The following is a 20,858-nucleotide window of genomic DNA, read 5'->3' as shown; positions in this document are numbered from 1 at the left end:
TTCCTTTATTCGCCTTCATATAATCGATAAACCCTTTTCAGCTTTTGTTCAAGCTGTTCAAAATGAACAAAACGGGCTTCTCTTAGAAACTCAGTCCCATCAATGAACAAAAGAAGCACAGGAACGGTGAAAACTGAAAATCTGCCGGCGACCTCTGCTACATCGTCAGCATTGATATGCCCCAATTTGATGTTTGGAAACTGATCCAATACTATTCTGAGCTGGGGCAGAACTGCGTGACATACTGTACAGCCAGGCCTTGATATATAAATAAAACTGAATTTGTGCTGTTTGATAAAGTTTTCTATAGAAACTAATGAATGTAATCCTGTCATCTCTTTCATCCATTTACTCCTTCAAATAGGTCTGTTTTTCATGACCAAGCTCATCAATACGTATCATTCACTATACAGATTTATATTTATGATATCCGCTTTTTTGCTTTGCAGAGTACCTGCAAGCTTGCCGAAAATGTGAAAATAAAAGAACAGTTACTGACAAGCAGCAACTGTTCTTACATACTTTCGTATTAAAAATGCAAAGCGTAAGCTCCTGAACCGATGAGTGCAACCCCTATGGAAACTGCAATGAGCACCAGGTTATATTCAAAACCTCCGGCGCCATTCGCAAAACCTTTCGCTCCATGGACTTTTACGATAGCACCTAACATGATGATTGTTATGATAGCAGCTCCAAGCGGGAGGAATACGCCTAAAATAAATAGAATTCCGCTTACTAACTCCCCAAGACCTGATAGAGCGGCCGCAACGTTTCCTGGTTTCACCCCAATTGATTCGAACCATTGTCCGGTTCCTTTAATCCCGTATCCGCCAAACCAGCCGAATAATTTTTGTGTGCCATAAAACAAAAACACCACACCAATCATTATACGAATAAGCAACAGTCCTGCATCTTCCATTTGTATCTCTCCTCATCTTTGATTTTATCTGATTCTTTGCTGACAGTACCATCCAGCAATCATCAATTGAATATATGTTTCTTTATTTTTTATGTGTCAAATCAATCTAACTCTCTTACTTCAAACGGCAGCAGCCCTTGTTCAATTTGTGTGCGATGCGGTTCATATTGCACAGGCAGCATCAGTTTTTCGCCCATTGTTTCCTGTGTTTCATCATGTGCAAAGCCTGGGGGATCAGTTGCGATTTCAAACAGGATTTCCCCGTGTTCCCTGAAGTAAATGGCATTAAAGTAGTTTCTATCCCGAACAGGAGTTACACCATATCCGTGGGAAGCAATATATCTTTGCCAATCTAACTGATCTTCATCATCGTTAGCCCGCCAAGCGATGTGATGCACCGTTCCGGCCCCCATTTGCCCGCGGCCAATAGGCGTTAACTTAAGGTCAATCACATTTCCGATATCACCGGCGGAACGATAACGAACGAAGTCTCCTTCTTTGCCGACTCGCTCCAGCCCCATGATGTTTTCTAAAAGGTCAGCGGTTTTGTCAGGCTGCTCTGATAATAGGGTTGCACCCCCAAAACCTTTAATGGCAACATCGGGCGTTACTTCTCCGAAAGTCCACGTATTAGCCTCTCCTTCTTCTCTTTCCACGATTTCTAAGTGCAGTCCATGAGGATCATCAAATTCTACATATTGTTCCCCAAAGCGCTCGATTTTGGTGTAGGGAACGTTGAACTTTTCTAGTCTCTTTTCCCAAAATGCCATAGCCCCTTTCGGCACGACATACGAAGTCACGCCAACTTGACCGTCTCCAATGACGCCTTGGCGGGCTCCGGCCCACGGAAAGAAGGTAATGATTGTTCCCGGCTTCCCGCCTTCATTCCCAAAATAAAGATGATACGTACCTGGGTCATCAAAATTGACAGTTTGCTTGACCAAACGAAGCCCAAGCACTCCTGCGTAAAAATCTGTGTTCTCTTGAGGGTGACCGACAATCGCTGTAATATGATGAATTCCCATCGTTTTTTTAGCCATTTTTATCCGCTCCTTTTACATATACTCAACAAACTCATTCACAGGCTTCCGGTAGCCGCGCGGTCTTCTGCTCTCTGTTTTTTCTTTTCCAATCGTAATCATCATGACAACCTCAAATTGGTCGTCTATGTTCAAAATCCGTTTTACGGCTTCCGCATCAAAGCCGATCATCGGGCAGGTATCCCAGCCTTTTTCCTTAGCACTCAGCATAAACATCATCGCAGAAAGTGAAGCATTCCTTATCGCCTCATCTCTCTTAAATTGTTCTCCCCTGTTTTCATAAAACGAAACGGTGTCTTGCACCATGTGGTCATACTCTTGCTTATTTAATATCCCCAATACCTTTAAACCTTCATAGATATCGGCCGCTTGTTGATATGCCTGCTTATCCCCTAATACCAAGAGAACCGCAGAAGAGCTAACCACTTTATATTGTCCGTTTGCGGCCTGCTTCAGCTTTTCCTTTACGTCCTGGTCAAGAACCGTCACATATTTTGTATGCTGCAAATTAAAAGCCGATGGTGCCAATGCAACCAATTCAAACATCTCATTGAGATCTTCTTTTGTGATTGGATGACCTGAAAGAAAATTGCTTGCAGATCGTCTTTCATTGACTAAATGAGTAAATTCAGCCATTACGCTACACTCCCTTTTATCTCGAATTCGAGATATTATGTTATAAAAAATCATATTGAATATTGTGTAAAAGAACTGACAACGATTGAACACTTAGAGTTGCGCTTGATCGCTGATCTTTCCGACCAAATATCTCAAATTAAAATATCTTGAATATGAGATAATAGTAAAATACAGATCTTCTCATGTCAATAGGTTTTTGAAAATTAGGTGGAAATTTTTCACTGACGGCAGCATTTTAATAGCGAATCATCACTGTTGTTACATAAGAACTCATTTGTTTGCTGTATGACCTTTTTAGCATAGCTCCAACTTTTTTTCTGTCACCTTATTTATTAGTAAACAGGAAACAACGTTGCTATAGACCCACTCGAAATTGAATTGGTATGATAAACAAAGTGATTACACAGGAAAGGATACGGAGAGCGTATATAGAGCACTCCTATTTTTTTGTGCAGTTTTATAGGAGGAAAAAATGGCAAGTGAAAGAGAACAAATAAGCAGAAAAGTTGCTTTGATTGCATTGATCGCCAATCTGATCTTAATGGCAGGAAAGGTCTTTTTTGGGCTGGTAGGCGATAGTGAAGCCGTGTTTGCAGACGGAATACATTCCGCGGCAGATGTCGTTGCTTCGATTGCAGTCTTGGCAGTGATCGGAATTTCCAATAAACCGCCCGATCAAGACCATCCTTTTGGTCACGGAAAAGCTGAAGTCATTAGTGAGGCGATTGTAGGAATTATCTTAGTGATCGTATCCGTTTATATCCTCATAGAAGCGATTCTGTCCTTTGTTAAAGGGCCAAGCGTTCCCCAATACAGCGCATTGTTTGCGGCTCTGATTTCGTACGTGGCTAAGGAAATCTTATATCGTTATTCTATAAAGCAAGGGAAAAAATGGAACAGCAAAGCGATTATAGCGATTGCGTACGATCATAAAGGCGATATCGTTGCCTCTCTTGCCGCTTTTATCGGCGTCCTGTTGGCTATCATCGGAAACAGCCGTGGATGGTCCTATCTGTTGTACGCCGATGCCATTGCCAGTGCAATCGTTGCTTACCTCATTTTTAAGATTTCAATGGAATTAATCAGGCCGTCTGTTGATGTGCTCATGGAAAAGAGTGTTGATCCCGAGCTGATAGAGGAATATAAAGCTGTTATTTTTCAATGTGATCAGGTAAAACGAATTGATAGAATCCGCGCGCGAGAACATGGCCACTATAAATTGCTTGATGTCCGTTTATCTTTGGATCATGATTTGACAATTAAGCAGGGACACGACATTGCCCGCGAAATTCGAAATGAAATCAAAAGACAGTTTTCAGATGTAGAAGAAGTGCTCATCCATGTAAATCCTTATTTCGAAGAATGAAAAGCTCCTTTTTAGAAGGAGTTTTTTCTTTATGCTGCAAACTTTACCTTTAGTACTCGCCGTACTATATAATGTGTGTATATCAATCATAGGACAGAAAGGTTGTTAGAATGAAGGAATTTTTTTCGATTGGAGAAGTGTCAAAGTTATTCAATGTGAAAATCTCTGCTCTTCGGTATTATGATGAAATCGGCCTTTTGAAACCGGAATATAAAGATGAGCAAACGAACTATAGATATTATTCTACCCAACAGTTTGAGCGGCTGGATACCATCAAGTATTTGAGGGCCCTAGGCCTGCCAATCAATAAGCTTCTTGATTTTTATAACTCTCAAAATACAAACACTCTTCTTCATTTACTAAAAAGCCAGCAGGTTGAAATTGATCGCAAGAAGAAAGAATTGGAACGCATTGAACGAAAGATCTCCCGACGCATCACACATATAGAAGATGCCGTTAACATGCCGTTACATCAAATTTCAAAAATCAAACTTCCCGCAATGCGTGTGGCCTATTTGCAGCATGAATATGTTCTCGGCCATGATATCGAACATTCGTTAGCTGAATTGAGAACCCACCTGAATGTAAACGAAGATATATTCATAGGCAAGATTGGTTTATCCATTTCTGCAGCAAATGTGAAAGCAAAACAGTTTGACAAATATTCCAGTATATTTATGATTCTTGAAGATGAAAATGAAAAAACTTCTTCAGAAATCATCTTTCCTTCAAGAGAATATCTGCAAATTAGGTTTAAAGGGTCACATCCAGAAGCCGAACCATACTACAAAAAATTACTGGCATATATGAAAGAACATCATTATGAGGTAGCAGGGGACTCAATCGAAATCACACTCATTGATTATGGCATTACGAATAACCTAGATAATTACGTGACTGAAATCCTGCTGCCCATCAAATAATCTCATGAATATGTTTTGATCTCCCTTGACTCTCTACTAACTAGAGGGTTTATTTTTTATGCAGGAATGATTTTTGGAGGAGAAAGCTTATGTTTGGAACGATTTTTAACACAGTGATGATCATTGCAGGAAGCATAATCGGGGGGATATTCAAAAAAGGCATTAAAGATGAATACCAGGATATTTTGATGCAGGCAATGGGATTCGCTGCGGTCGCACTGGGGATCAACGCCATTACACAGCATTTGCCTGATAGTAAATACCCCATTCTATTCATCGTGAGTTTAGCCATTGGAGGTTTGCTAGGCCAGATCATCAATTTAGAATTACGATTCAACAAGCTGGTGAACAAATTTTCTAAAAGCAATTTAGCAGAGGGCTTATCAACTGCGGTCTTATTATTTTGTATAGGTTCGCTGTCAATATTAGGCCCTGTTGAAGCCGCTTTGCATGGAGATTATACATACCTTCTGACAAACGGGATGTTAGATGGGATCACCTCCATTGTGCTCGCTTCAACTTTTGGTTTTGGAATAGCGGCTGCCGCACTTGTATTATTTTCCTGGCAGGGCTCCATCTATTTATTTGCACAAGTAATGGAGAGCGCAATCAATACAGACCTTATTAATGAAATCACAATTGTGGGAGGCATACTCATCCTCAGTTCAGGTCTAAGCATTCTTGGAATCAAGAAGTTCAAAACACTGAATCTGCTGCCTTCCCTCCTGATCCCTCCTGTTGTGATTTTTGTGATTCATGCATTTGGATTGCGGTTTTAATGAAGCGGCTCCACAAAGGAGGTTAATATTCTGTTATATTGATTTTCAATAATCTGTTTCAATCGTTTTTTTCCTTTTCATCTTGGATTTGACGTCTAATAACAACTGTATTATATTGTAAATAAAGTCTGTTATATCAAAATCAGATTCCCCATCACGAAACGGCACATTCATTTAAACAAAATTGGGAGGGGCATTTGTATGTCAAACCATTCATCTAGTATTCCCGAATTAAGTGACAACGGTATCCGCTATTATCAAACTTATAATGAAAGCCTTAGTCTTTGGCCGGTCCGTTGTAAATCATTCTATATATCTACTCGTTTTGGTCAAACACATGTGATTGCAAGCGGCCCAGAGGATGCCCCGCCGCTTGTATTACTCCACGGAGCATTATTCAGCTCGACGATGTGGTATCCCAACATCGCCGATTGGAGCAGTAAATACAGAACTTATGCAGTTGATATCATAGGTGATAAAAACAAGAGTATTCCTGAGAATGTAAGCGGTACAAGAACGGATTACGCCAATTGGCTTCTTGATGTGTTTGACAATCTGGGGATCGAAAAGTCCCACATGATCGGACTTTCGCTTGGCGGTCTCCATACGATGAATTTCCTTTTACGTATGCCTGAGAGAGTAAAAAGCGCAGCTATACTGAGTCCGGCAGAAACGTTTTTGCCATTTCATCACGATTTCTACAAATACGCTCTTGGCCTTACAGCGTCAAATGGAGTTGAAACATTCTTAAATTGGATGATGAATGATCAGAATGTGCTGCACCCGATTTTTGTGAAGCAGTTTAAGGCAGGGGTAATGTGGCAGGATGGATCAAGAAATCCAAATCCTAATGCCGACGGATTTCCGTATGTTTTTACCGATGAGGAATTACGTTCAGCAAGAGTTCCTATCCTATTATTACTTGGTGAACATGAAGTCATCTATGATCCCCACTCAGCCCTGCACCGAGCCTCTTCATTCGTTCCAGATATTGAGGCGGAAGTCATTAAAAATGCCGGACATGTTTTATCGATGGAACAACCCACTTACGTAAATGAACGTGTAATGCGTTTTTTCAATGCAGAAACAGGCATTTCACGGTAAGGGCTTATAAGATAGTGATTTGCATTCATAAAGTCCTGCAATATGCTTCTAGCCGGGCACTTCAAAAAATAGAGTCCCTCTTATGGACTCTATTTTTCTTGGACAAAACCCGCAGCTGGTTTTGTGTGCTTGTTTCTTTAGGTTTCTTATATGATCAGTTGTAAAATCCTTTATTTTCAAGAAGGATTCTCAAGATCCTTGGCATCAAGTAGTGAATGCAAAGTCAAAAAATCATGTCACTTCTCCTGGGATGCCTGCTAGTATGATGCAGCTTCTGCCAATATGAAACAAAGTTCCATCCATATCGAAAATGAGTGATGGCGCCATAAGCGTCTCCTTTTAACTGCCGACTTCATCTTCTAAATACTACCATAAGCAAAAGAGCAGATCATAAAAGATCTGCTTTTTCTATTACACACTGATTTGTTTCTTTTGTTCATGATCTATTTCCGGCTGTATTTCCTTTGTCAGTTGATGCCCTTCTATATCCACATTCGGAATAATCTTGTCTAACCATTTCGGCAAATACCAGGCTGCATTCCCCATCAGCTTCATGACACTTGGAATCAGTGTCATTCTTACAATAAAGGCATCAAAGAGTACACCAAAGGAAAGAGCCAGCCCATTGGCTTTAATAGAAGCTTCGCCTGCAAAGATAAATCCTGCAAAAACGAAGATCATGATCAAGCCGGCTGCTGTAACAACAGGACCACTGTGTTTTAATCCAGCCTGAATGGCTTGTACTGGATTGTTTGTTTTTACATATTCTTCACGCATTCTGCTGACAAGGAATACTTGATAATCCATGGCTAACCCGAACAGAATCCCAATCGATAAAATCGGCAGGAACGCGAGTATCGGCCCTTTTTCAGGTATTTTGAAAAAGTCGATGAGATTCCCGTCTTGCAAGACAAATACACAGATTCCAAGAGTGGCTGTCATCGTCAACATGAAACCTGCAACAGCAACAAGCGGCACAAGCAGCGAACGGAAAACGATGGTCAGCAATACAAACGCAAAGCCAACAATAAGTACAGCAAACACCGGTATCGCATCATTCAGGCGATCTGAAATGTCAATATTCACTGCAGTTGATCCAGTAACAAGCAAATCTACTCCGTTTTTATCTGATAAACTGCGTACATCATGTACCAAATCTTTCGTTGTGACATCATTTGGACCTGTTTCAGGAACGACCGTAATGATGGCAAAGTTCCCTTCTTTATTAGGCATTGCAGGAGTGACACTTGCTACATGGTCTAAGCCCTTTATTTCTTTCACTGCATCTGCGAAAGCCTCCGCCTTATTTTCTGTAGCATTTGTGGCATCCGCTACGATTGTTAATTGGCCATTAAATCCTTCTCCAAAGCCTTCGGCAAGCAAGTCATATGCCCGGCGATCCGGATTATCCTTAGCTTTCATCCCAGCATCAGGCAAGCCCAGTTCCAAATGCATAGATGGGATACTAATGACGATCAAAATCAGAATGCTGCATACACTTAGCATGATAGGATTTTTGGTGACAAAGCGTCCCCAGACATTTGTTTCAGTGCTTTGTTTTTCTATTTTCTTGTTTGATTTCGGAATCATCCGCTTCCCTGCAATCGATAAGACCGCAGGCACAAGTGTGATGGAAGCCAAAACAGCCATCAGTACACTAAGCCCTGCTGTCAGCCCCATCGCAGACATAAAAGGAATGTTAACGACAGTTAATCCGCAAAGTGCAACGATAACAGTAAGTCCGGCAAAAACCACTGCACTTCCCGCTGTTCCCACGGCTCTCGCAATTGATTCATTCTTTTGTATGCCTTCGCCTAAAAACTGGCGGTGTTTCGTAAAAATAAATAAAGCATAATCAATACCAACAGCAAGGCCAATCATTCCGGCTAATGAAAGACTGACAGAAGCAATATCAAATACTTGTGTCCCAATCAAAACCAGTCCAATACTTACACCTAAACCAATCAGTGCAGTTAAAATCGGCAAACCTGCTATTAATAAAGAACCGAATGTAATGGCTAAAACGACAAAAGCCAAGATAATGCCGACAATTTCAGAGACACCGCCTATCTCCATCTCCGCTCCCGGTACATCTCCGCTTAGCTCAGTTTGCAATCCTTCATCATCAGCCATTTTCAAACTGTCTTTTAAGTGTTTGATAGAGTAATCCTTTATATCATCTGCTGATGATTTATACTGGATATCAGCATAGGCAACTGTGCCATCTTTCGCGATTGTCCCTGTCACAAAAGGACTTGCAATCGAGTCAACAGAATCATCTTTACTGATTTCTTTGAACGTATCTTCTATTGCTTTTTTTGCTGGCTTCCCAGTAAGTTTCTCCCCATCACCAGCACCGAAAATAACCCGTATGCTCCCTTTATCAGGACCATGAGGAAATTCTTTTTGAATCACATCCATCGCTTTTTCCGAAGGTGTGTCAGGTATGGACATATCCTCAGAAAAACTTGGTTTCAAGGTCACTGCAAGGCCTATCGCAGCAACTAACACAACGATCCACGCACATATTGCTTTTATGCGATTGCGAGCAACCCATCCTCCTAATGTATATAACATTTTTGACATGATAATCTCCTTTCAACACATTGCTTGATCACATTCTTTCTCATTGTAGTTGACAATGAAATGAAAAAAACGTACATTCGGGCATGTACGTTTGGGCAATTTTCAAATATGCAGTTTAGTTGTCTATTGTCAGAATACCTTTTTGCATGGCAATCGTTACTGCCTCAGTTCTTGAATTCGCGCCTAATTTATTGTAAATGGACGTTAATCTGGACTTTACTGTTCGCTCAGAGACGCCCAAATCAAAGGCAATCGCTTTGCTTTTAAGACCTTTAGCAATTGCTTTTAGAACAATGACTTCCTTTTCTGTCAGCTGCGTCTCATTGCGCTGCTTTTTCATCCGCTCAAATTGGATTTCTTGCAGACGTTTAAGGATATCAGGCTGCAATAGCACATTTCCTCTGATGGCTGCATCCATTGTGTGAAAAAGGGTTTCTGAACTCGTATCTTTTAACAGATATCCTTTCGCTCCTAATTCAATCCCTTCGATCATTAAGTGATCTTCATTATATGTAGTCAAAATAATGATGGGGGTATCGTGTTTTTCTTTTATTTGTTTAATGGCCTCTAACCCGCTCATCTCCGGCATATACAAATCCATCAGAATGATATCCGGTTCTAATTCATCTGCAAGACGGACTGCTACTTTTCCATTTTCCGCCTCTCCTATAATGGTGTATTGATCATTCGTTTCAATTAAAAGCTTCAGACCTTCCCTCACGACAAGATGGTCATCAACGATTAAAACCTTATTCATCTTGCATCTCTCCCTGAATTGGTACAGTGATCTCAATTTGTGTTCCTTTCAATTTTGTACTCTTGATATTGAATTGGCCATTTATTGCCCTGACGCGTTCTTGTATGCCAAGAAGCCCATAATGTCCTCTCTTTTTCTTTCCTTTTTCAACATCAAATCCCTTGCCGTTATCCTTAACTGTTAAATGGAGCCTTCCCTTTTCATCATCCCAAATGGATATCCAGATTGTTTTCGCCTCAGCATGCTTTGCCGCATTCGTCATGCATTCTCCAATGATGTAATAACAGTTTTCAGCTGTACGCACATCCAGCACCTGATGCAATCTGTAATCTAATAAACAAGCCATGCCTGTCGACTCTATAAAATGATCCATTAGCGAGGTAATTCTTTCTTTTAAAACACCGATTTCTTCTGATTTGCTGCGGAGATCGTCAATAGCTGAACGTGCATCAGCTATTGTGCTTTTCACTCTTTTCATCGATTGTTGTATGATTTCCTTCGCTCTCTCTGTGTTGCCTTTGGCGAGATGAACATGAATCGCATCCAGCTGCATATTTAAACTGACAAGACCTTGAGCAAGCGTATCGTGTAAGTCTCGGGCCATCCGCTGTCTTTCGTTCTGCAGCGTCAGCTGTTCTACCTGCTGATGAGCCAGCTCCAGCCTTTCAAGAGTCAATTGAGCTTTTATTTTTTCATCGACTTGGGCAAAAAATGTTGCGGCATAAGTGATGATGACAATCATGATCGGCGCAGCAATAACAATAAAATGCAAAACTTCACCTTTATGAAGGTGATACGCCGAATTTATGACCAGCAGCAGCAATAGATAAAGAATGAGAAAAGTCCTTCTTCTGTCTGCCATTCCTATAATTTGTCCAATTAAAAATGCATAAAGGCCGATAATCACAAGTATAAAGAAGCCAGTCATGAGATTAGCAAGTGCAAAGGTGATCAAACCTTGTACCGCGAAATACAGAATCACTCTTTTCTTAACCCAGCGATATGAGTGCCAATGAAGCAAAGCAAAAATGGCGATTAATATGGTAAACGCATAAAGCAATAAAATGGACCAGCCCCCAGAAACAAATTGCAGCACGATAGAGGCTATATAGATCATGAGAATAAAAGCCAGGCCCGGCACTCTGAGTGCAAGCATGTTTAATGCCCGCCTATCATGTGAGTAATATTTATCTTTAAAAGGATTCCTTATAAGCAAACCTTATCCACTTCCTTTACCTGTTTCACCGAATAGAGATTCATGAAAATCGAACCCATATTTCAACGTGCAAACATACATGTATCCAATCATTTTATAGGAAGAGAAGGAACACAACAATATCAGGTGCAGGGAAACATTAGAGTTTCCAACAAGTGATCATTGCCCAAACGTACATGAACGTTCTGCCTCTATGTACGTTTTATCTTTTCAAATTTACCTTTAAAATCATAAGGAACTTACTATTCATTGAAGGAATGATCATCATTGAAATCGATTGATCTCACAATTTTATCATTAAAGAGAAAAGGAATCCGGACCGAAAAGGTATTAAAAAATCAGAACCCTGATCGATTAAGCCATATGACAGACAAAAATGCGCAACCAAAAAGCAAGGAAAAAGAGGAATGAACATGTATTGGTTTCTAGGTGCTTTATTATATTTTCTGATCGGTACTTATATATTCATTAGAGTCACTAGAGACAGCCAATCAGGCTCATGGATACTGCTTGCATTAGCAGCTCCACTCATCATTGCTGGCTACCCTTATTTTTATTCAAAGAAGCTTCTTTCCAAAAGACGCTGAAACAGCTGTCATTCAAACCGCACATTGGTAAAATGATCAATACCGGGATACAATCTAGGTATTCTATGGAAAGGAGTCTTGCTTTATGAGTCAAAGAGTGTCCTACTATGAGATTGCACCTGAAGGTATGAAAATCATGATGGATATGGAGAAATACACGAAACAATCCTCAATTAACCGAACGACGAGAGAACTAATCAAAATCAGAGTCTCTCAAATGAACGGCTGTGCCTTCTGCATAGATATGCATACGTCCGATGCCCGCAAAATGGGAGAAACTGAACAGCGAATTTACTGTTTACATGCTTGGAATGAATGTGATTTTTACTCACCTGAAGAGAAAGCGGCTCTCGAACTATCTGAACACATCACGCTCATTCCATCTAAAAGGGTTCCTGATGAGCTATATCATCGGGTGCGGGAACATTATGATGAGGAACAATATGTTGACCTTGTTCTGATCATTAATCAAATAAACAGTTGGAACCGCATCTCTATTGCAATGGGGAATCGAGCTGCTTCAAAATAAGAAGAAGGAGTAAGATTAGAACAAATCTTACTCCTCCTAGATATCGTGCCTCATCATCTGATGTTTCCGCTTCAAAATCCTAAATCTTCACGTTTAGGTGCTTTTCAAACGCGATTTTCCCGCTTTGTGTAATCCTAATCGCTCTCGTTTTAGGCATACGAACGATCCATTCTTCTTCTAACATGCGCACCAATAGGGCGTTTCCTAATGCTCCTGCAATATGATGCTGCCGTTCACTCCAATCCAAACAGCAGCGGGCAAAGGCTCTCCTCTTATTCCGTTGTTGCTCTTCATTGATGCCTAACTTCGAAAAGAATAAAGCACCCTCTGAAGTCACCTCAAAGTTTAAATCAACTTTTTTTAACATCCCCTGCTCAACTAGTGAATGTGCCATTTGCACGCCCACATAACCTGCCAAATGATCATAACAGGTCCGGGCGAAATGCAAGTCCTTTTTCTCTTTTGACTCTTTTAAAGATTTGACTTTTGCTTTAGGCGCAATATGAAGCAATTGTTCGATCACATTTGCAGCATCTGAGTCAGCCAATCTGTAATACCGATGTCTCCCATGCTTCTCTACGCTAATCAGCTTTGCTTCAAGCAATTTATTCAGGTGAAAACTTGCAGTTTGAGGTTTAATGTTAGCGAGATATGCAAGCTCTCCCGCAGGGTGTATCCTTCCATCCATCAGACTGAGAAGAATGGAAGAACGCGAGGGATCTGATAGCAACGAAGAGATTTTTGCAATATTAGGATTCATGATTTTCCTCCTTACATTCATATTTCGATGATAGTTGAAATGTTAATCCTTTACAATATAAATGTAAGCGTGACAAGGAGGAAAAAACGTTGGACATCAAAAAACAAGACACTCGTCGATTTAAGGAAATCAAACCCAAGATCATGTATTATGGTACCTCGACATTTCTTCTAACCACATTGAATGAGGATGGAACCACTAATATTAGTCCTATGTCTTCTTCTTGGGCTCTTGGACATTATATAATCCTTGGAGTAGGACTGGGAGGAAAAGCCATCGACAATTTGGAAAGACACAAAGAGTGTGTCATAAACTTGCCTGGCCCGGATTTATGGGAAAACGTTGAAAGAATTTCATCTTATAGCGGAAAAAAGAGTATACCGCCTTTAAAGAAGCAGATCGGATTTACATATAAAAAAGAAAAATACGAGGCAGCAGGGTTAACGCCTTTACAATCAAAAACAGTATCACCAACACGAATTAAAGAATGCCCTATCCAAATCGAAGCCGAAGTGAAACACATTCGGCTTCCAGAATATGAATCGTCATTCGCAATTGTAGAGACGCAGGCACTACATTTTCATGCCGAGGAAAGTATCATTCTGGACGAAAACCATATCAACCCTTCCAAATGGAGCCCGCTTATCTATAATTTCAGACACTACTTTGGTTTAGGAAGAGAAGTCGGAAAGACTTTTCGTTCAGAGACATGATTATTTTAAGACCGAACCATGATTTGGTCTATTCTAGTAACCCTTGTTATTATCAGATCAAGCGATCATTAGGCTTGATCTCTTTTTTAGTGAAACATCCATTTAAGGATATAAAAGTTACCTGCTTGCCAATTCTTTAATCATTAAACCCAACTCATAAATCCCCTTTTGAAGGTCTTCAAGAGATGCATAAGCATATGATAAGCGAATATAATTCCCTTTTTCCTGAGCATAGATACTGCCGAGATTGATCAGAATCCCTTTTGATAAGGCTTTAGTATAAAGTAATTTCATTGATATGGAAGGCAATATTTTTATCCAGACAAAAAACCCTCCTTTTGGGATATTCCATGTCGCCACTTCTTTCAAATGAGTTTCTAAAGCACTCAAGGCCAATTCTCTTCTCACCTTTAATTGCTGCCTAACCTTTTCTACATGCTGCTGGTAGTGGCCGGAAGTAAACCACTCTGCCGCTACTCTCTGGGATAGCGAACTGGATCCGTAATCTGTTTGCATTTTAATGTCAGATAAACGTTCAATCACCGGTTCCGGTCCGACGATCCATCCAATCCTCAAACCTGGGCTTAATGTTTTCGATAAACTTCCTATGTACAGTACGTGTCCATTTTTATCAATTGTTTTAATAGGATATGGCGGAATTTCATCGATCCATAACTCACGATAAATGTCATCTTCAATAATAGGAAGCTGTGTATTCTCACTTACTGCTAGGATTTCTTCCCGTCGCTTTTTAGACATAAGAATACCAGTCGGATTGTGAAAACATGGATTTGTATATAAGATAGCCCTTCCCCGCTCTCCTCTTGTTAAATGAACATTTTCAGGCAAAAGTCCTTCATTATCCATAGGAAGTCCAGTCAGCTTCATACCAGCTGATTGAAATACGTGTAATGAATAAAGGTAGGAGGGCTGATCAAGATAAACGGTTGATCCTCTTTGTAACAGCCCCATTGATATCAGCTGCAAGGCTTGCAACGCTCCTGAGACAATCAGAATGGAAGAAGATGAGACGTTGATTCCAATGGTTTTTAAATAGTTGCTTAATGCCTCCCTCAAAGGTAAGTAACCTTTTGGTTCTTCATATCCGAATGCCTCCATGTGTTGAGATACCTTCCCCATCATCTCTTTCATAACAGCCAAAGGAAAAATCTCAGCTGAAAGTTCACCTTTACTGAGCTGTATAAGGTCTGTATTTGATTCTGATTGATTTATCTCTTGAACGATTTTTCGGCTTGGCATCTGAATGCCAGAGGTGACATATTGATCCCAATCGGGAGCAGAATTCTTAGCCATCAGTGTCCATGTGTTGTTGATAACAACTGTGCCTTTCCCCATTGTGCCTTCTATTAGCCCATCGGCCATCAATTCCTCTAACGCTGTAATCACTGTGCTCCGATTTACCTGAAAATCTTTTGCAAGCGTGCGCTGGCTTGGAATCTTGCTTCCAATCGGCCACTCTCCATTTCCTATTTTCTCTTTAATAAAATGAACGATTTGTCTGTACTTAGGGAGCTTTTTCATCTTTTTTTCTTCTGGAAAGCTCATAGAATCGGTCTCCTTAAAATAAATTGGTTGGGTCAAAATCTATTGAACTGGTTGAAGCCATATCATCAAATCTTTATTAGTATAGAAACACATTAAATAACTGGTTGGTTTTTGTAAAGAGGAGTGAGAGGAATGCGAAAGAAAACAGTTCAAATAATGATATCTCATAGTCTCATGATTGGTTTATGGGCATCTGCTTTTCCGGGAATTCGCGCAGGACTTGAAGGGTACACGCCAGAACACCTTGCTTTATTTCGTTTGTTAATCGGCTCTATGGCATTATTGCTTTTTGCTGTTTTGACTCAGATGCGCCTACCCGACTTGAAAGACATTCCTGCCATTTTTCTTTTAGGGTTTTTAGGATTTGCATTCTATCACATTTTGCTGAACATCGGTGAAAAAACAGTTAGTGCCGGAGTTGCAAGCTTACTCGTTACTACGGCACCGATCTTCTCAGCCATGCTATCCCGCCTGTTTTATAAAGAGCATTTTGGATTTACGAAATGGCTTGGCTCTATGATCAGTTTATTGGGTGTATTATTGATTGCATTTGGGGCGGGAGACTTTACATATTCAATGAGCGGTATCTTGGTCATCCTGCTGGCAGCATTTTCGGAGAGTATTTATTTCGTTTTTCAAGCCCGCTATATAAAAAAATATGGTTTTATTCCATTCGTTACATTCACCATTTGGGGCGGAACAATACCTATGCTTGTGTTTCTGCCAGGCTTAGGCGAAGAGATGATGAACGCTTCAATAAGCGCAACTTTGTCTATCGTTTACTTAGGATTATTGCCGACGGTTATTCCTTACTTCGCACTAGCATATGTCACTTCATTCGTCGGTGCTTCAGAAGCAACCCTTTCACTTTATGTTACACCGGCTTTAGCCTTGATCATATCTTGGCTCTGGATCGGCGAGATACCCACACTGCTCTCTCTGCTAGGCGGAGTGGTTACAGTTGGCGGGGTATGTTTTACCTACCTAAAAGTAAATAAAATGAATAAGATTTTCATCACCCATTTTTCTGCTAAAAGGGTAAAAAAACTCTAAAACAAAAAAGATACCAACATCGGTTGGTATCTCCTTTTAAGGTTCTTTCATTAAGGTTAGCCAGAGTAGTAAATAGTGTATTCCGTTACCGTCTTAAACCCTAGTTTAGCTGCTAATGCAATGGACGAATTGTTGCAAATATCACAATCCCAGCTAGGAACAATCCCATTTTCCATACAAAACGCTATAAACCTATTTGCTACGCAATAAGCTAACCCCAGTCCTCTATATTCTTCAAGTGTATAGATATCCATTTCCGCTCGATTATGCCCTAAAAATATAGAGGTACACTCACTTACTACGTGATTGCCATGTAATACGGCAAATCCAAAACCTTTTGAAGCAAACTGTGAGACAGAATTCCAATACTCCTCATAATACGCGCTGTTAAACGCTGTGCTATGTGAAATGATGTCTTCGTCAATTCTTTTCAATACAAGCCCCTTTGGCAGTTGCAAAGTCTTTTTGAAAGATTTTGGTTGATAAGAAAATGCAGCTCTTCTCATTTGGTTTAAGTCATCTTTCAGTATGGGTTTCAGTACGCTATCCCATGTATCACTGGAAGAAAACAAGGTAAATCGTTTTGATGATTTCACTTGTTCTTCATAATATCCTGCAATGAAATCATGAAAATCCCGATTCCCTTGGTCTCCCGCAATAAAATAAATGCCTGATTCAGTTCCTATAAAAAACGATTTAGGAAAGGTTTGATCATCTGCATAAACAGCTCCCGGAATGGTTTGGTCTAATATTGAATAGACAAATGTGGGACAATATTTGTCATCAAACATTGTTTTTAAGCTACTGTATTTTTTTTTTGTTAATTCCTGCAAAACAGACAACTCCTTTAAAACACCGTCTCCTTCATGATTCTGTTCACAAATCAATTTTCCTCTGTCACCAGCTAAATAACTTCCCTGTTACGAATCTCAGACAAATAAAAACAAAAACAGGTGTCTGCACTCAGCTCGCAGACACCTGTTGAACAACACATTGTATTATATAACCCAAGAAAACGCTGAATATATCGATTCTTTATTCCCCAGTTACAGCAAACTGTTTTAAACGGTCACCAATTTCATCACGGACCCTTTGGAAACACTTCTTCTGTTCCGTGTGCTTTTGCCGGATCATCAAATTTCTCCGATGTTTGATTTGAAATATCAATCCCTGCTTCTTTCATTGCTTTGACAGCACTCGATGTCATCCTTGAGCTTCGATTCCTGCGCTGTACACATTCCACTTAGCCCCAAGGTATTTTCTCCCCCACCCTTCAGCCATTTGGCTGCGGCAAGAGTTACCAGTGCATTGTTTTCCTTGATATAGTGACCTTGTCCTTTTAGAAACAAGAATGGATTATCAGCAGCCAAATATACAGGCCGACAAGTGTGATCAATAAAGTGGGTATCGTGAGGATAATTCCTGTTTTAAAATACGTGCCCCAGGAAATCTTCATACCTTTGTGCGAAAGAACATGAAGCCATAATAATGTCGCTAAGGAACCAATCGGTGTTATTTTAGGCCCTAAATCTGAACCGATCACATTTGCATAAATAAGCGCTTCTCTCATCATCCCATGTGTATCTGTACCGGCAATGGCCAATGCGTCAATCATAACAGTCGGCAAGTTATTCATAATGGAAGAAAGAATCGCCGCAATAAAGCCCATTCCAATTGTCCCAGCAAACAATCCTTGATCAGCTGCGGCTTGAATCACATCTGAAAGGACATCCGTTAATCCGGCATTTCGGACACCATACACAACAACGTACATGCCAATTGAAAAGAATACGATAGCCCATGGCGCCTCTTTCACCACTTTCTTTGTATGGACGGCCGGACTCTTTTGCGCAGCGATTAAGAAAATGATTGCAATGCTGCCCGCTACCACTGATACAGGGATAGAAAAAAATTCACTTGCAAAATATCCAATTAACAGCAGCCCTAAGATATACCATGACAGTCTGAACATGTTTTGATCTTTAATTGCTTCAACAGGTTTTTTAACCTCAGTCAGATCATAGCGTTTTGGTATGCTTTTTCTAAAGAAAAGGTAAAGTACAATGATGCTCGCCAGCAGCGAAAACAGGTACGGGACAACCATTCTGGATGCATAATCAATAAACGTAATATGAAAATAGTCCGCTGAAACAATGTTGACCAAATTGCTTACTACAAAAGGAAGCGAAGTGGTATCCGCAATAAATCCGCTGGCAATGATAAAAGGAAAAACTAATTTTTCATTAAAATGTAATGCTCTGACCATCGCTAATACGATTGGTGTCAATATAAGAGCTGCACCGTCATTTGCAAATAACGCGGCGACGATAGCTCCTAATAGAGATACATAAACGAACATCCGCACACCGTATCCTTTTGCAGCCTTAGCCATATGAAGCGCTGCCCATTCAAAGAAACCGATATTATCAAGAATTAACGATATCAGTATGATGGCCACAAAAGCCAAGGTCGCATTCCAAACAATCCCTGTCACAGTTAACACATCATGAAAATTGACAACACCTGCTATTAGAGCTAAAACTGCGCCTCCACAGGCTGACCACCCTATAGATAAATTTTTCGGCTGCCATATGACCAATACTAGAGTTAATAAAAAGATGAATACTGCCAAAATCATTGATGTCAATCTAATGCCTCCTTACTGGCAACACGCTTGAGTTTTCTTTTGTTTGATATGGTTTAACAATTCATCCTCTTGATCAATTTGATGTAAGATCAATTGCAATGTATCAAACTCAGGACAGGAACCATTTATTGAATAATAACGCCATTGGCCTCTTCTGTCCTCATTCACAAAACCTGCGTTTTTTAATTTCCGCAAATGCTGGCTTATGGCGGGCTGGCTCATTTCGAACATATCAACCAATTGACAGACACAATATTCTTGTTCAAGAAATAATCTCATCATGATAAGCCTAGTTTGATCACTAAGTGTTTTCAAACAACGAGTCATCGCCGCAACATCAATCGTCATATGAGCTCCTCCTTCCCAAATCAATATATAAGCAAATCGTTATATACACGCCAAATGATTATACATTCCCCTTTACGTTTCCATATGTAGCGCTCCGTATATCTTAAGGATCAAAACTTTGAAACGAAAACCTGAGTCGCTCCCCGCGTTTCCTTAGCGCCCCCGTCATTATATAAACTTTTATTTATATAAACAATCCCTTCTGGTATAAATATTAGACTATTTCAGTTATGGGAGTGGTCATAGAGCCCAAGCTGAAACTAGACAATCATCTGGATATTAAAAAACAGGTCTCTTTAGAGGCCTGTTTACATTGCAAGTATTTTTTCCATTGCCATGACACCTACATAATGGCCATCGATTTTCCCCTGTTGTTTAAATACTCCAACTTTGCGGTATTCCATTGAAGTATAGAACCCTTGTTCCAATCGATGAAAAGGAATGTAATAATATGATGTTATGTATTCACGATTGAATGACTTCTTTTTCGACATCCGATAAGAGAACTTTTCCCTCGATGATTCCGCTCAGCAACAAAAATCTTATATTTCACTGTACGATGGAACCAATTTGTCATATAATCCGCAGCTTTTGCAGTTCTTATCAGCTACATACTCTCTGTAGCAGAGGTAGCTTGAACTCCCTTAAACGCATTCATCACCAAATCACGCACATAGGAATCATTCACCTCATCCCCTGTTATAAGCAGACGATAGAAAATTGGTCCGTAAATGAGATCTATGCTTACTTCAATATCAAGATTCTCTCTCAATTCACCTTTCTGAATTCCCTTTTCTAGAAGGCCTTTCGCTTGGAGGCGGCGAGGCTGGAAAAATCGCGTGCGATATTCTTCTGCCAATTTTTCATCCAACTGCCCTGCACCTATTAATTCCTTAATAACGGTTCCTTCCCGGCTTGTCAAAAACCTAGCTAAATTCGTGGCGTGGGTTACTATATCTTGTACTGACGACCCTGTATCAGGCACAGGCAGCCTGTCCGTCGCGGTCGAAAGAAAGCTGTCCATGATAACGGCAGCCTTGTTAGACCACCATTTATAAATCGTTGCTTTACTCACTTTCGCACGCTCGGCAATTTTATCGACTGTCACCGCATCGAAGCCTTTTTCCAGCAATAGGTCATAGGCTGCAGAGAGAATCGCCTTATGCGTTCCTTCATCACGCGGCCGCCCTCGTTTACTCTGCACATAAATCATTCCTTCCCGCAATATAAACTATACGTTCAGTATACTTAAATTGAATAAAAAAAGAAAACAGAAATCCATTTACAAAACTGAACGTTTAGTATATTATTTTTATTAATCGACGA

23 protein-coding genes, 2 pseudogenes and 2 other annotated features are annotated in these 20,858 nt (G+C 40.2%); of the genes and pseudogenes, 9 read left to right on the top strand and 16 right to left on the bottom strand.

Translation table 11 applies throughout. The annotated features are described in order from the left end of the window. Positions 1-5: 5 nt before the first annotated feature. The 4 genes from ydfQ to ydfN all read right to left on the bottom strand — a co-directional run bounded on the left by ydfQ (position 6) and on the right by ydfN (position 2,595). Positions 6-344: a putative thioredoxin or thiol-disulfide isomerase gene (gene ydfQ, locus BSU_05510; protein NP_388432.1), complete on the bottom strand. Its 339-nt coding sequence runs from the start codon at positions 342-344 to the stop codon at positions 6-8. A 185-nt stretch (positions 345-529) separates the two neighbouring features. Further along, positions 530-919, bottom strand: coding sequence for a putative membrane bound oxidoreductase (ydfP, locus tag BSU_05500; RefSeq protein ID NP_388431.1), 390 nt, complete (start codon positions 917-919; stop codon positions 530-532). 101 nt (positions 920-1,020) lie between these two features. Further along, the gene (ydfO, locus tag BSU_05490; RefSeq protein NP_388430.1) at positions 1,021-1,959 is read right to left on the bottom strand and encodes a putative dioxygenase; all 939 of its coding nucleotides are present in this window, start codon (positions 1,957-1,959) and stop codon (positions 1,021-1,023) included. A gap of 15 nt (positions 1,960-1,974) precedes the next feature. After that, a complete protein-coding gene (gene ydfN / locus BSU_05480; protein ID NP_388429.1) occupies positions 1,975-2,595 on the bottom strand; it encodes a putative oxidoreductase in 621 nt (206 codons plus the stop codon). Between the two features lie 475 nt (positions 2,596-3,070). Here ydfN and mneP point away from each other — a divergent pair, with 475 nt between their 5' ends. From mneP to cesA, 4 genes are all read left to right on the top strand, one after another. Then, positions 3,071-3,964, top strand: coding sequence for a primary Mn(II) efflux pump (gene mneP / locus BSU_05470; RefSeq protein NP_388428.2), 894 nt, complete (start codon positions 3,071-3,073; stop codon positions 3,962-3,964). A 110-nt stretch (positions 3,965-4,074) separates the two neighbouring features. Continuing rightward, the gene (gene ydfL, locus BSU_05460) at positions 4,075-4,887 is read left to right on the top strand and encodes a putative transcriptional regulator of efflux transporter (RefSeq protein ID NP_388427.1); all 813 of its coding nucleotides are present in this window, start codon (positions 4,075-4,077) and stop codon (positions 4,885-4,887) included. A gap of 89 nt (positions 4,888-4,976) precedes the next feature. Then, entirely contained in the window at positions 4,977-5,666 is a 690-nt protein-coding gene (ydfK, locus tag BSU_05450; RefSeq protein NP_388426.1) for a putative integral inner membrane protein, read from the top strand. Between the two features lie 201 nt (positions 5,667-5,867). Beyond that, the gene (cesA, locus tag BSU_05440; protein ID NP_388425.1) at positions 5,868-6,770 is read left to right on the top strand and encodes a carboxylesterase NP; all 903 of its coding nucleotides are present in this window, start codon (positions 5,868-5,870) and stop codon (positions 6,768-6,770) included. Positions 6,771-7,181: 411 nt separating this feature from the next. On the opposite strand, the gene ydfJ is transcribed toward cesA, so the two are convergent. From ydfJ to ydfH, 3 genes are all read right to left on the bottom strand, one after another. Next, the gene (gene ydfJ / locus BSU_05430; RefSeq protein NP_388424.1) at positions 7,182-9,356 is read right to left on the bottom strand and encodes a putative proton metabolite efflux transporter; all 2,175 of its coding nucleotides are present in this window, start codon (positions 9,354-9,356) and stop codon (positions 7,182-7,184) included. A gap of 115 nt (positions 9,357-9,471) precedes the next feature. Then, entirely contained in the window at positions 9,472-10,113 is a 642-nt protein-coding gene (gene ydfI / locus BSU_05420; protein ID NP_388423.1) for a two-component response regulator [YdfH], read from the bottom strand. Continuing rightward, positions 10,106-11,329, bottom strand: coding sequence for a two-component sensor histidine kinase [YdfI] (ydfH, locus tag BSU_05410; protein ID NP_388422.1), 1,224 nt, complete (start codon positions 11,327-11,329; stop codon positions 10,106-10,108). Before ydfH ends, ydfI begins: the two co-directional genes overlap by 8 nt. Before the next feature lie 267 nt (positions 11,330-11,596). Between ydfH and ydzQ the strand changes: the two genes are divergently transcribed. From ydzQ to ydfG, 3 genes are all read left to right on the top strand, one after another. Beyond that, entirely contained in the window at positions 11,597-11,740 is a 144-nt protein-coding gene (ydzQ, locus tag BSU_05409; RefSeq protein ID YP_003097686.1) for a hypothetical protein, read from the top strand. Then, positions 11,737-11,916, top strand: a complete 180-nt coding sequence (gene ydzP, locus BSU_05408; RefSeq protein ID YP_003097685.1) for a hypothetical protein — start codon at positions 11,737-11,739, stop codon at positions 11,914-11,916. The genes ydzQ and ydzP overlap by 4 nt, the downstream gene beginning before the upstream one ends. Positions 11,917-12,001: 85 nt before the next feature. Beyond that, positions 12,002-12,445, top strand: a complete 444-nt coding sequence (gene ydfG, locus BSU_05400) for a hypothetical protein (protein NP_388421.1) — start codon at positions 12,002-12,004, stop codon at positions 12,443-12,445. Between the two features lie 79 nt (positions 12,446-12,524). Here ydfG and ydfF read toward each other — a convergent pair whose 3' ends face one another. Then, positions 12,525-13,205 carry a putative transcriptional regulator gene (ydfF, locus tag BSU_05390; protein ID NP_388420.1) on the bottom strand — a complete coding sequence of 227 codons (681 nt, stop codon included), beginning with the start codon at positions 13,203-13,205 and terminating at the stop codon, positions 12,525-12,527. 89 nt (positions 13,206-13,294) lie between these two features. On the opposite strand from ydfF, the gene ydfE reads away from it, so the two are divergent. Further along, positions 13,295-13,918: a putative flavoprotein gene (gene ydfE / locus BSU_05380; protein NP_388419.1), complete on the top strand. Its 624-nt coding sequence runs from the start codon at positions 13,295-13,297 to the stop codon at positions 13,916-13,918. A gap of 117 nt (positions 13,919-14,035) precedes the next feature. Here the strand turns inward: ydfE and ydfD are convergent, their stop codons facing one another. Next, a complete protein-coding gene (gene ydfD, locus BSU_05370) occupies positions 14,036-15,484 on the bottom strand; it encodes a putative PLP-dependent transcriptional regulator (protein NP_388418.1) in 1,449 nt (482 codons plus the stop codon). A 132-nt stretch (positions 15,485-15,616) separates the two neighbouring features. Between ydfD and ydfC the strand changes: the two genes are divergently transcribed. After that, on the top strand, positions 15,617-16,537 hold the full coding sequence (gene ydfC, locus BSU_05360; protein ID NP_388417.1) for a putative aminoacid exporter: 921 nt from the start codon (positions 15,617-15,619) through the stop codon (positions 16,535-16,537). 56 nt (positions 16,538-16,593) lie between these two features. Here ydfC and ydfB read toward each other — a convergent pair whose 3' ends face one another. The 7 genes and pseudogenes from ydfB to ydeS form a co-directional block, all read right to left on the bottom strand. Then, positions 16,594-17,379, bottom strand: coding sequence for a putative acetyltransferase (gene ydfB, locus BSU_05350; RefSeq protein ID NP_388416.1), 786 nt, complete (start codon positions 17,377-17,379; stop codon positions 16,594-16,596). Between the two features lie 239 nt (positions 17,380-17,618). Further along, positions 17,619-17,732 (bottom strand) — a sequence feature (Evidence 5: Unknown function). Continuing rightward, positions 17,619-17,732, bottom strand: a pseudogene (ydzSc, locus tag BSU_05344). It overlaps the preceding feature by 114 nt. An 11-nt stretch (positions 17,733-17,743) precedes the next feature. Continuing rightward, positions 17,744-17,845: a sequence feature (Evidence 5: Unknown function), on the bottom strand. Further along, a pseudogene (ydzSn, locus tag BSU_05343) lies at positions 17,744-17,845 on the bottom strand. It overlaps the preceding feature by 102 nt. Before the next feature lie 31 nt (positions 17,846-17,876). Beyond that, positions 17,877-19,184, bottom strand: a complete 1,308-nt coding sequence (gene arsF / locus BSU_05340) for an arsenite/antimonite/H+ antiporter (RefSeq protein NP_388415.1) — start codon at positions 19,182-19,184, stop codon at positions 17,877-17,879. 12 nt (positions 19,185-19,196) lie between these two features. Beyond that, on the bottom strand, positions 19,197-19,532 hold the full coding sequence (aseR, locus tag BSU_05330; RefSeq protein NP_388414.1) for a transcriptional regulator (metals sensing ArsR-SmtB repressors family): 336 nt from the start codon (positions 19,530-19,532) through the stop codon (positions 19,197-19,199). 308 nt (positions 19,533-19,840) lie between these two features. After that, positions 19,841-20,026 carry a hypothetical protein gene (gene ydzO, locus BSU_05329; RefSeq protein YP_003097684.1) on the bottom strand — a complete coding sequence of 62 codons (186 nt, stop codon included), beginning with the start codon at positions 20,024-20,026 and terminating at the stop codon, positions 19,841-19,843. 113 nt (positions 20,027-20,139) lie between these two features. Further along, positions 20,140-20,736: a putative transcriptional regulator (TetR/AcrR family) gene (gene ydeS, locus BSU_05320; RefSeq protein NP_388413.1), complete on the bottom strand. Its 597-nt coding sequence runs from the start codon at positions 20,734-20,736 to the stop codon at positions 20,140-20,142. Positions 20,737-20,858: the final 122 nt, after the last annotated feature.

The organism is Bacillus subtilis subsp. subtilis str. 168 (assembly GCF_000009045.1).
GTDB classification, from domain to species: Bacteria; Bacillota; Bacilli; order Bacillales; family Bacillaceae; genus Bacillus; species Bacillus subtilis.
This window is presented reverse-complemented; position numbering and strand designations above follow the sequence as displayed.

Coding starts and splice junctions, on each gene's coding strand:
- ydfQ (NP_388432.1), bottom strand. CDS start 344: ATGAAAGAGATGACAGGATTACATTCATTAGTTTCTATAGAAAACTTT.
- ydfP (NP_388431.1), bottom strand. CDS start 919: ATGGAAGATGCAGGACTGTTGCTTATTCGTATAATGATTGGTGTGGTG.
- ydfO (NP_388430.1), bottom strand. CDS start 1,959: ATGGCTAAAAAAACGATGGGAATTCATCATATTACAGCGATTGTCGGT.
- ydfN (NP_388429.1), bottom strand. CDS start 2,595: ATGGCTGAATTTACTCATTTAGTCAATGAAAGACGATCTGCAAGCAAT.
- mneP (NP_388428.2), top strand. CDS start 3,071: ATGGCAAGTGAAAGAGAACAAATAAGCAGAAAAGTTGCTTTGATTGCA.
- ydfL (NP_388427.1), top strand. CDS start 4,075: ATGAAGGAATTTTTTTCGATTGGAGAAGTGTCAAAGTTATTCAATGTG.
- ydfK (NP_388426.1), top strand. CDS start 4,977: ATGTTTGGAACGATTTTTAACACAGTGATGATCATTGCAGGAAGCATA.
- cesA (NP_388425.1), top strand. CDS start 5,868: ATGTCAAACCATTCATCTAGTATTCCCGAATTAAGTGACAACGGTATC.
- ydfJ (NP_388424.1), bottom strand. CDS start 9,356: ATGTCAAAAATGTTATATACATTAGGAGGATGGGTTGCTCGCAATCGC.
- ydfI (NP_388423.1), bottom strand. CDS start 10,113: ATGAATAAGGTTTTAATCGTTGATGACCATCTTGTCGTGAGGGAAGGT.
- ydzP (YP_003097685.1), top strand. CDS start 11,737: ATGAACATGTATTGGTTTCTAGGTGCTTTATTATATTTTCTGATCGGT.
- ydfG (NP_388421.1), top strand. CDS start 12,002: ATGAGTCAAAGAGTGTCCTACTATGAGATTGCACCTGAAGGTATGAAA.
- ydfF (NP_388420.1), bottom strand. CDS start 13,205: ATGAATCCTAATATTGCAAAAATCTCTTCGTTGCTATCAGATCCCTCG.
- ydfD (NP_388418.1), bottom strand. CDS start 15,484: ATGAGCTTTCCAGAAGAAAAAAAGATGAAAAAGCTCCCTAAGTACAGA.
- ydfC (NP_388417.1), top strand. CDS start 15,617: ATGCGAAAGAAAACAGTTCAAATAATGATATCTCATAGTCTCATGATT.
- aseR (NP_388414.1), bottom strand. CDS start 19,532: ATGACGATTGATGTTGCGGCGATGACTCGTTGTTTGAAAACACTTAGT.
- ydzO (YP_003097684.1), bottom strand. CDS start 20,026: ATGTCGAAAAAGAAGTCATTCAATCGTGAATACATAACATCATATTAT.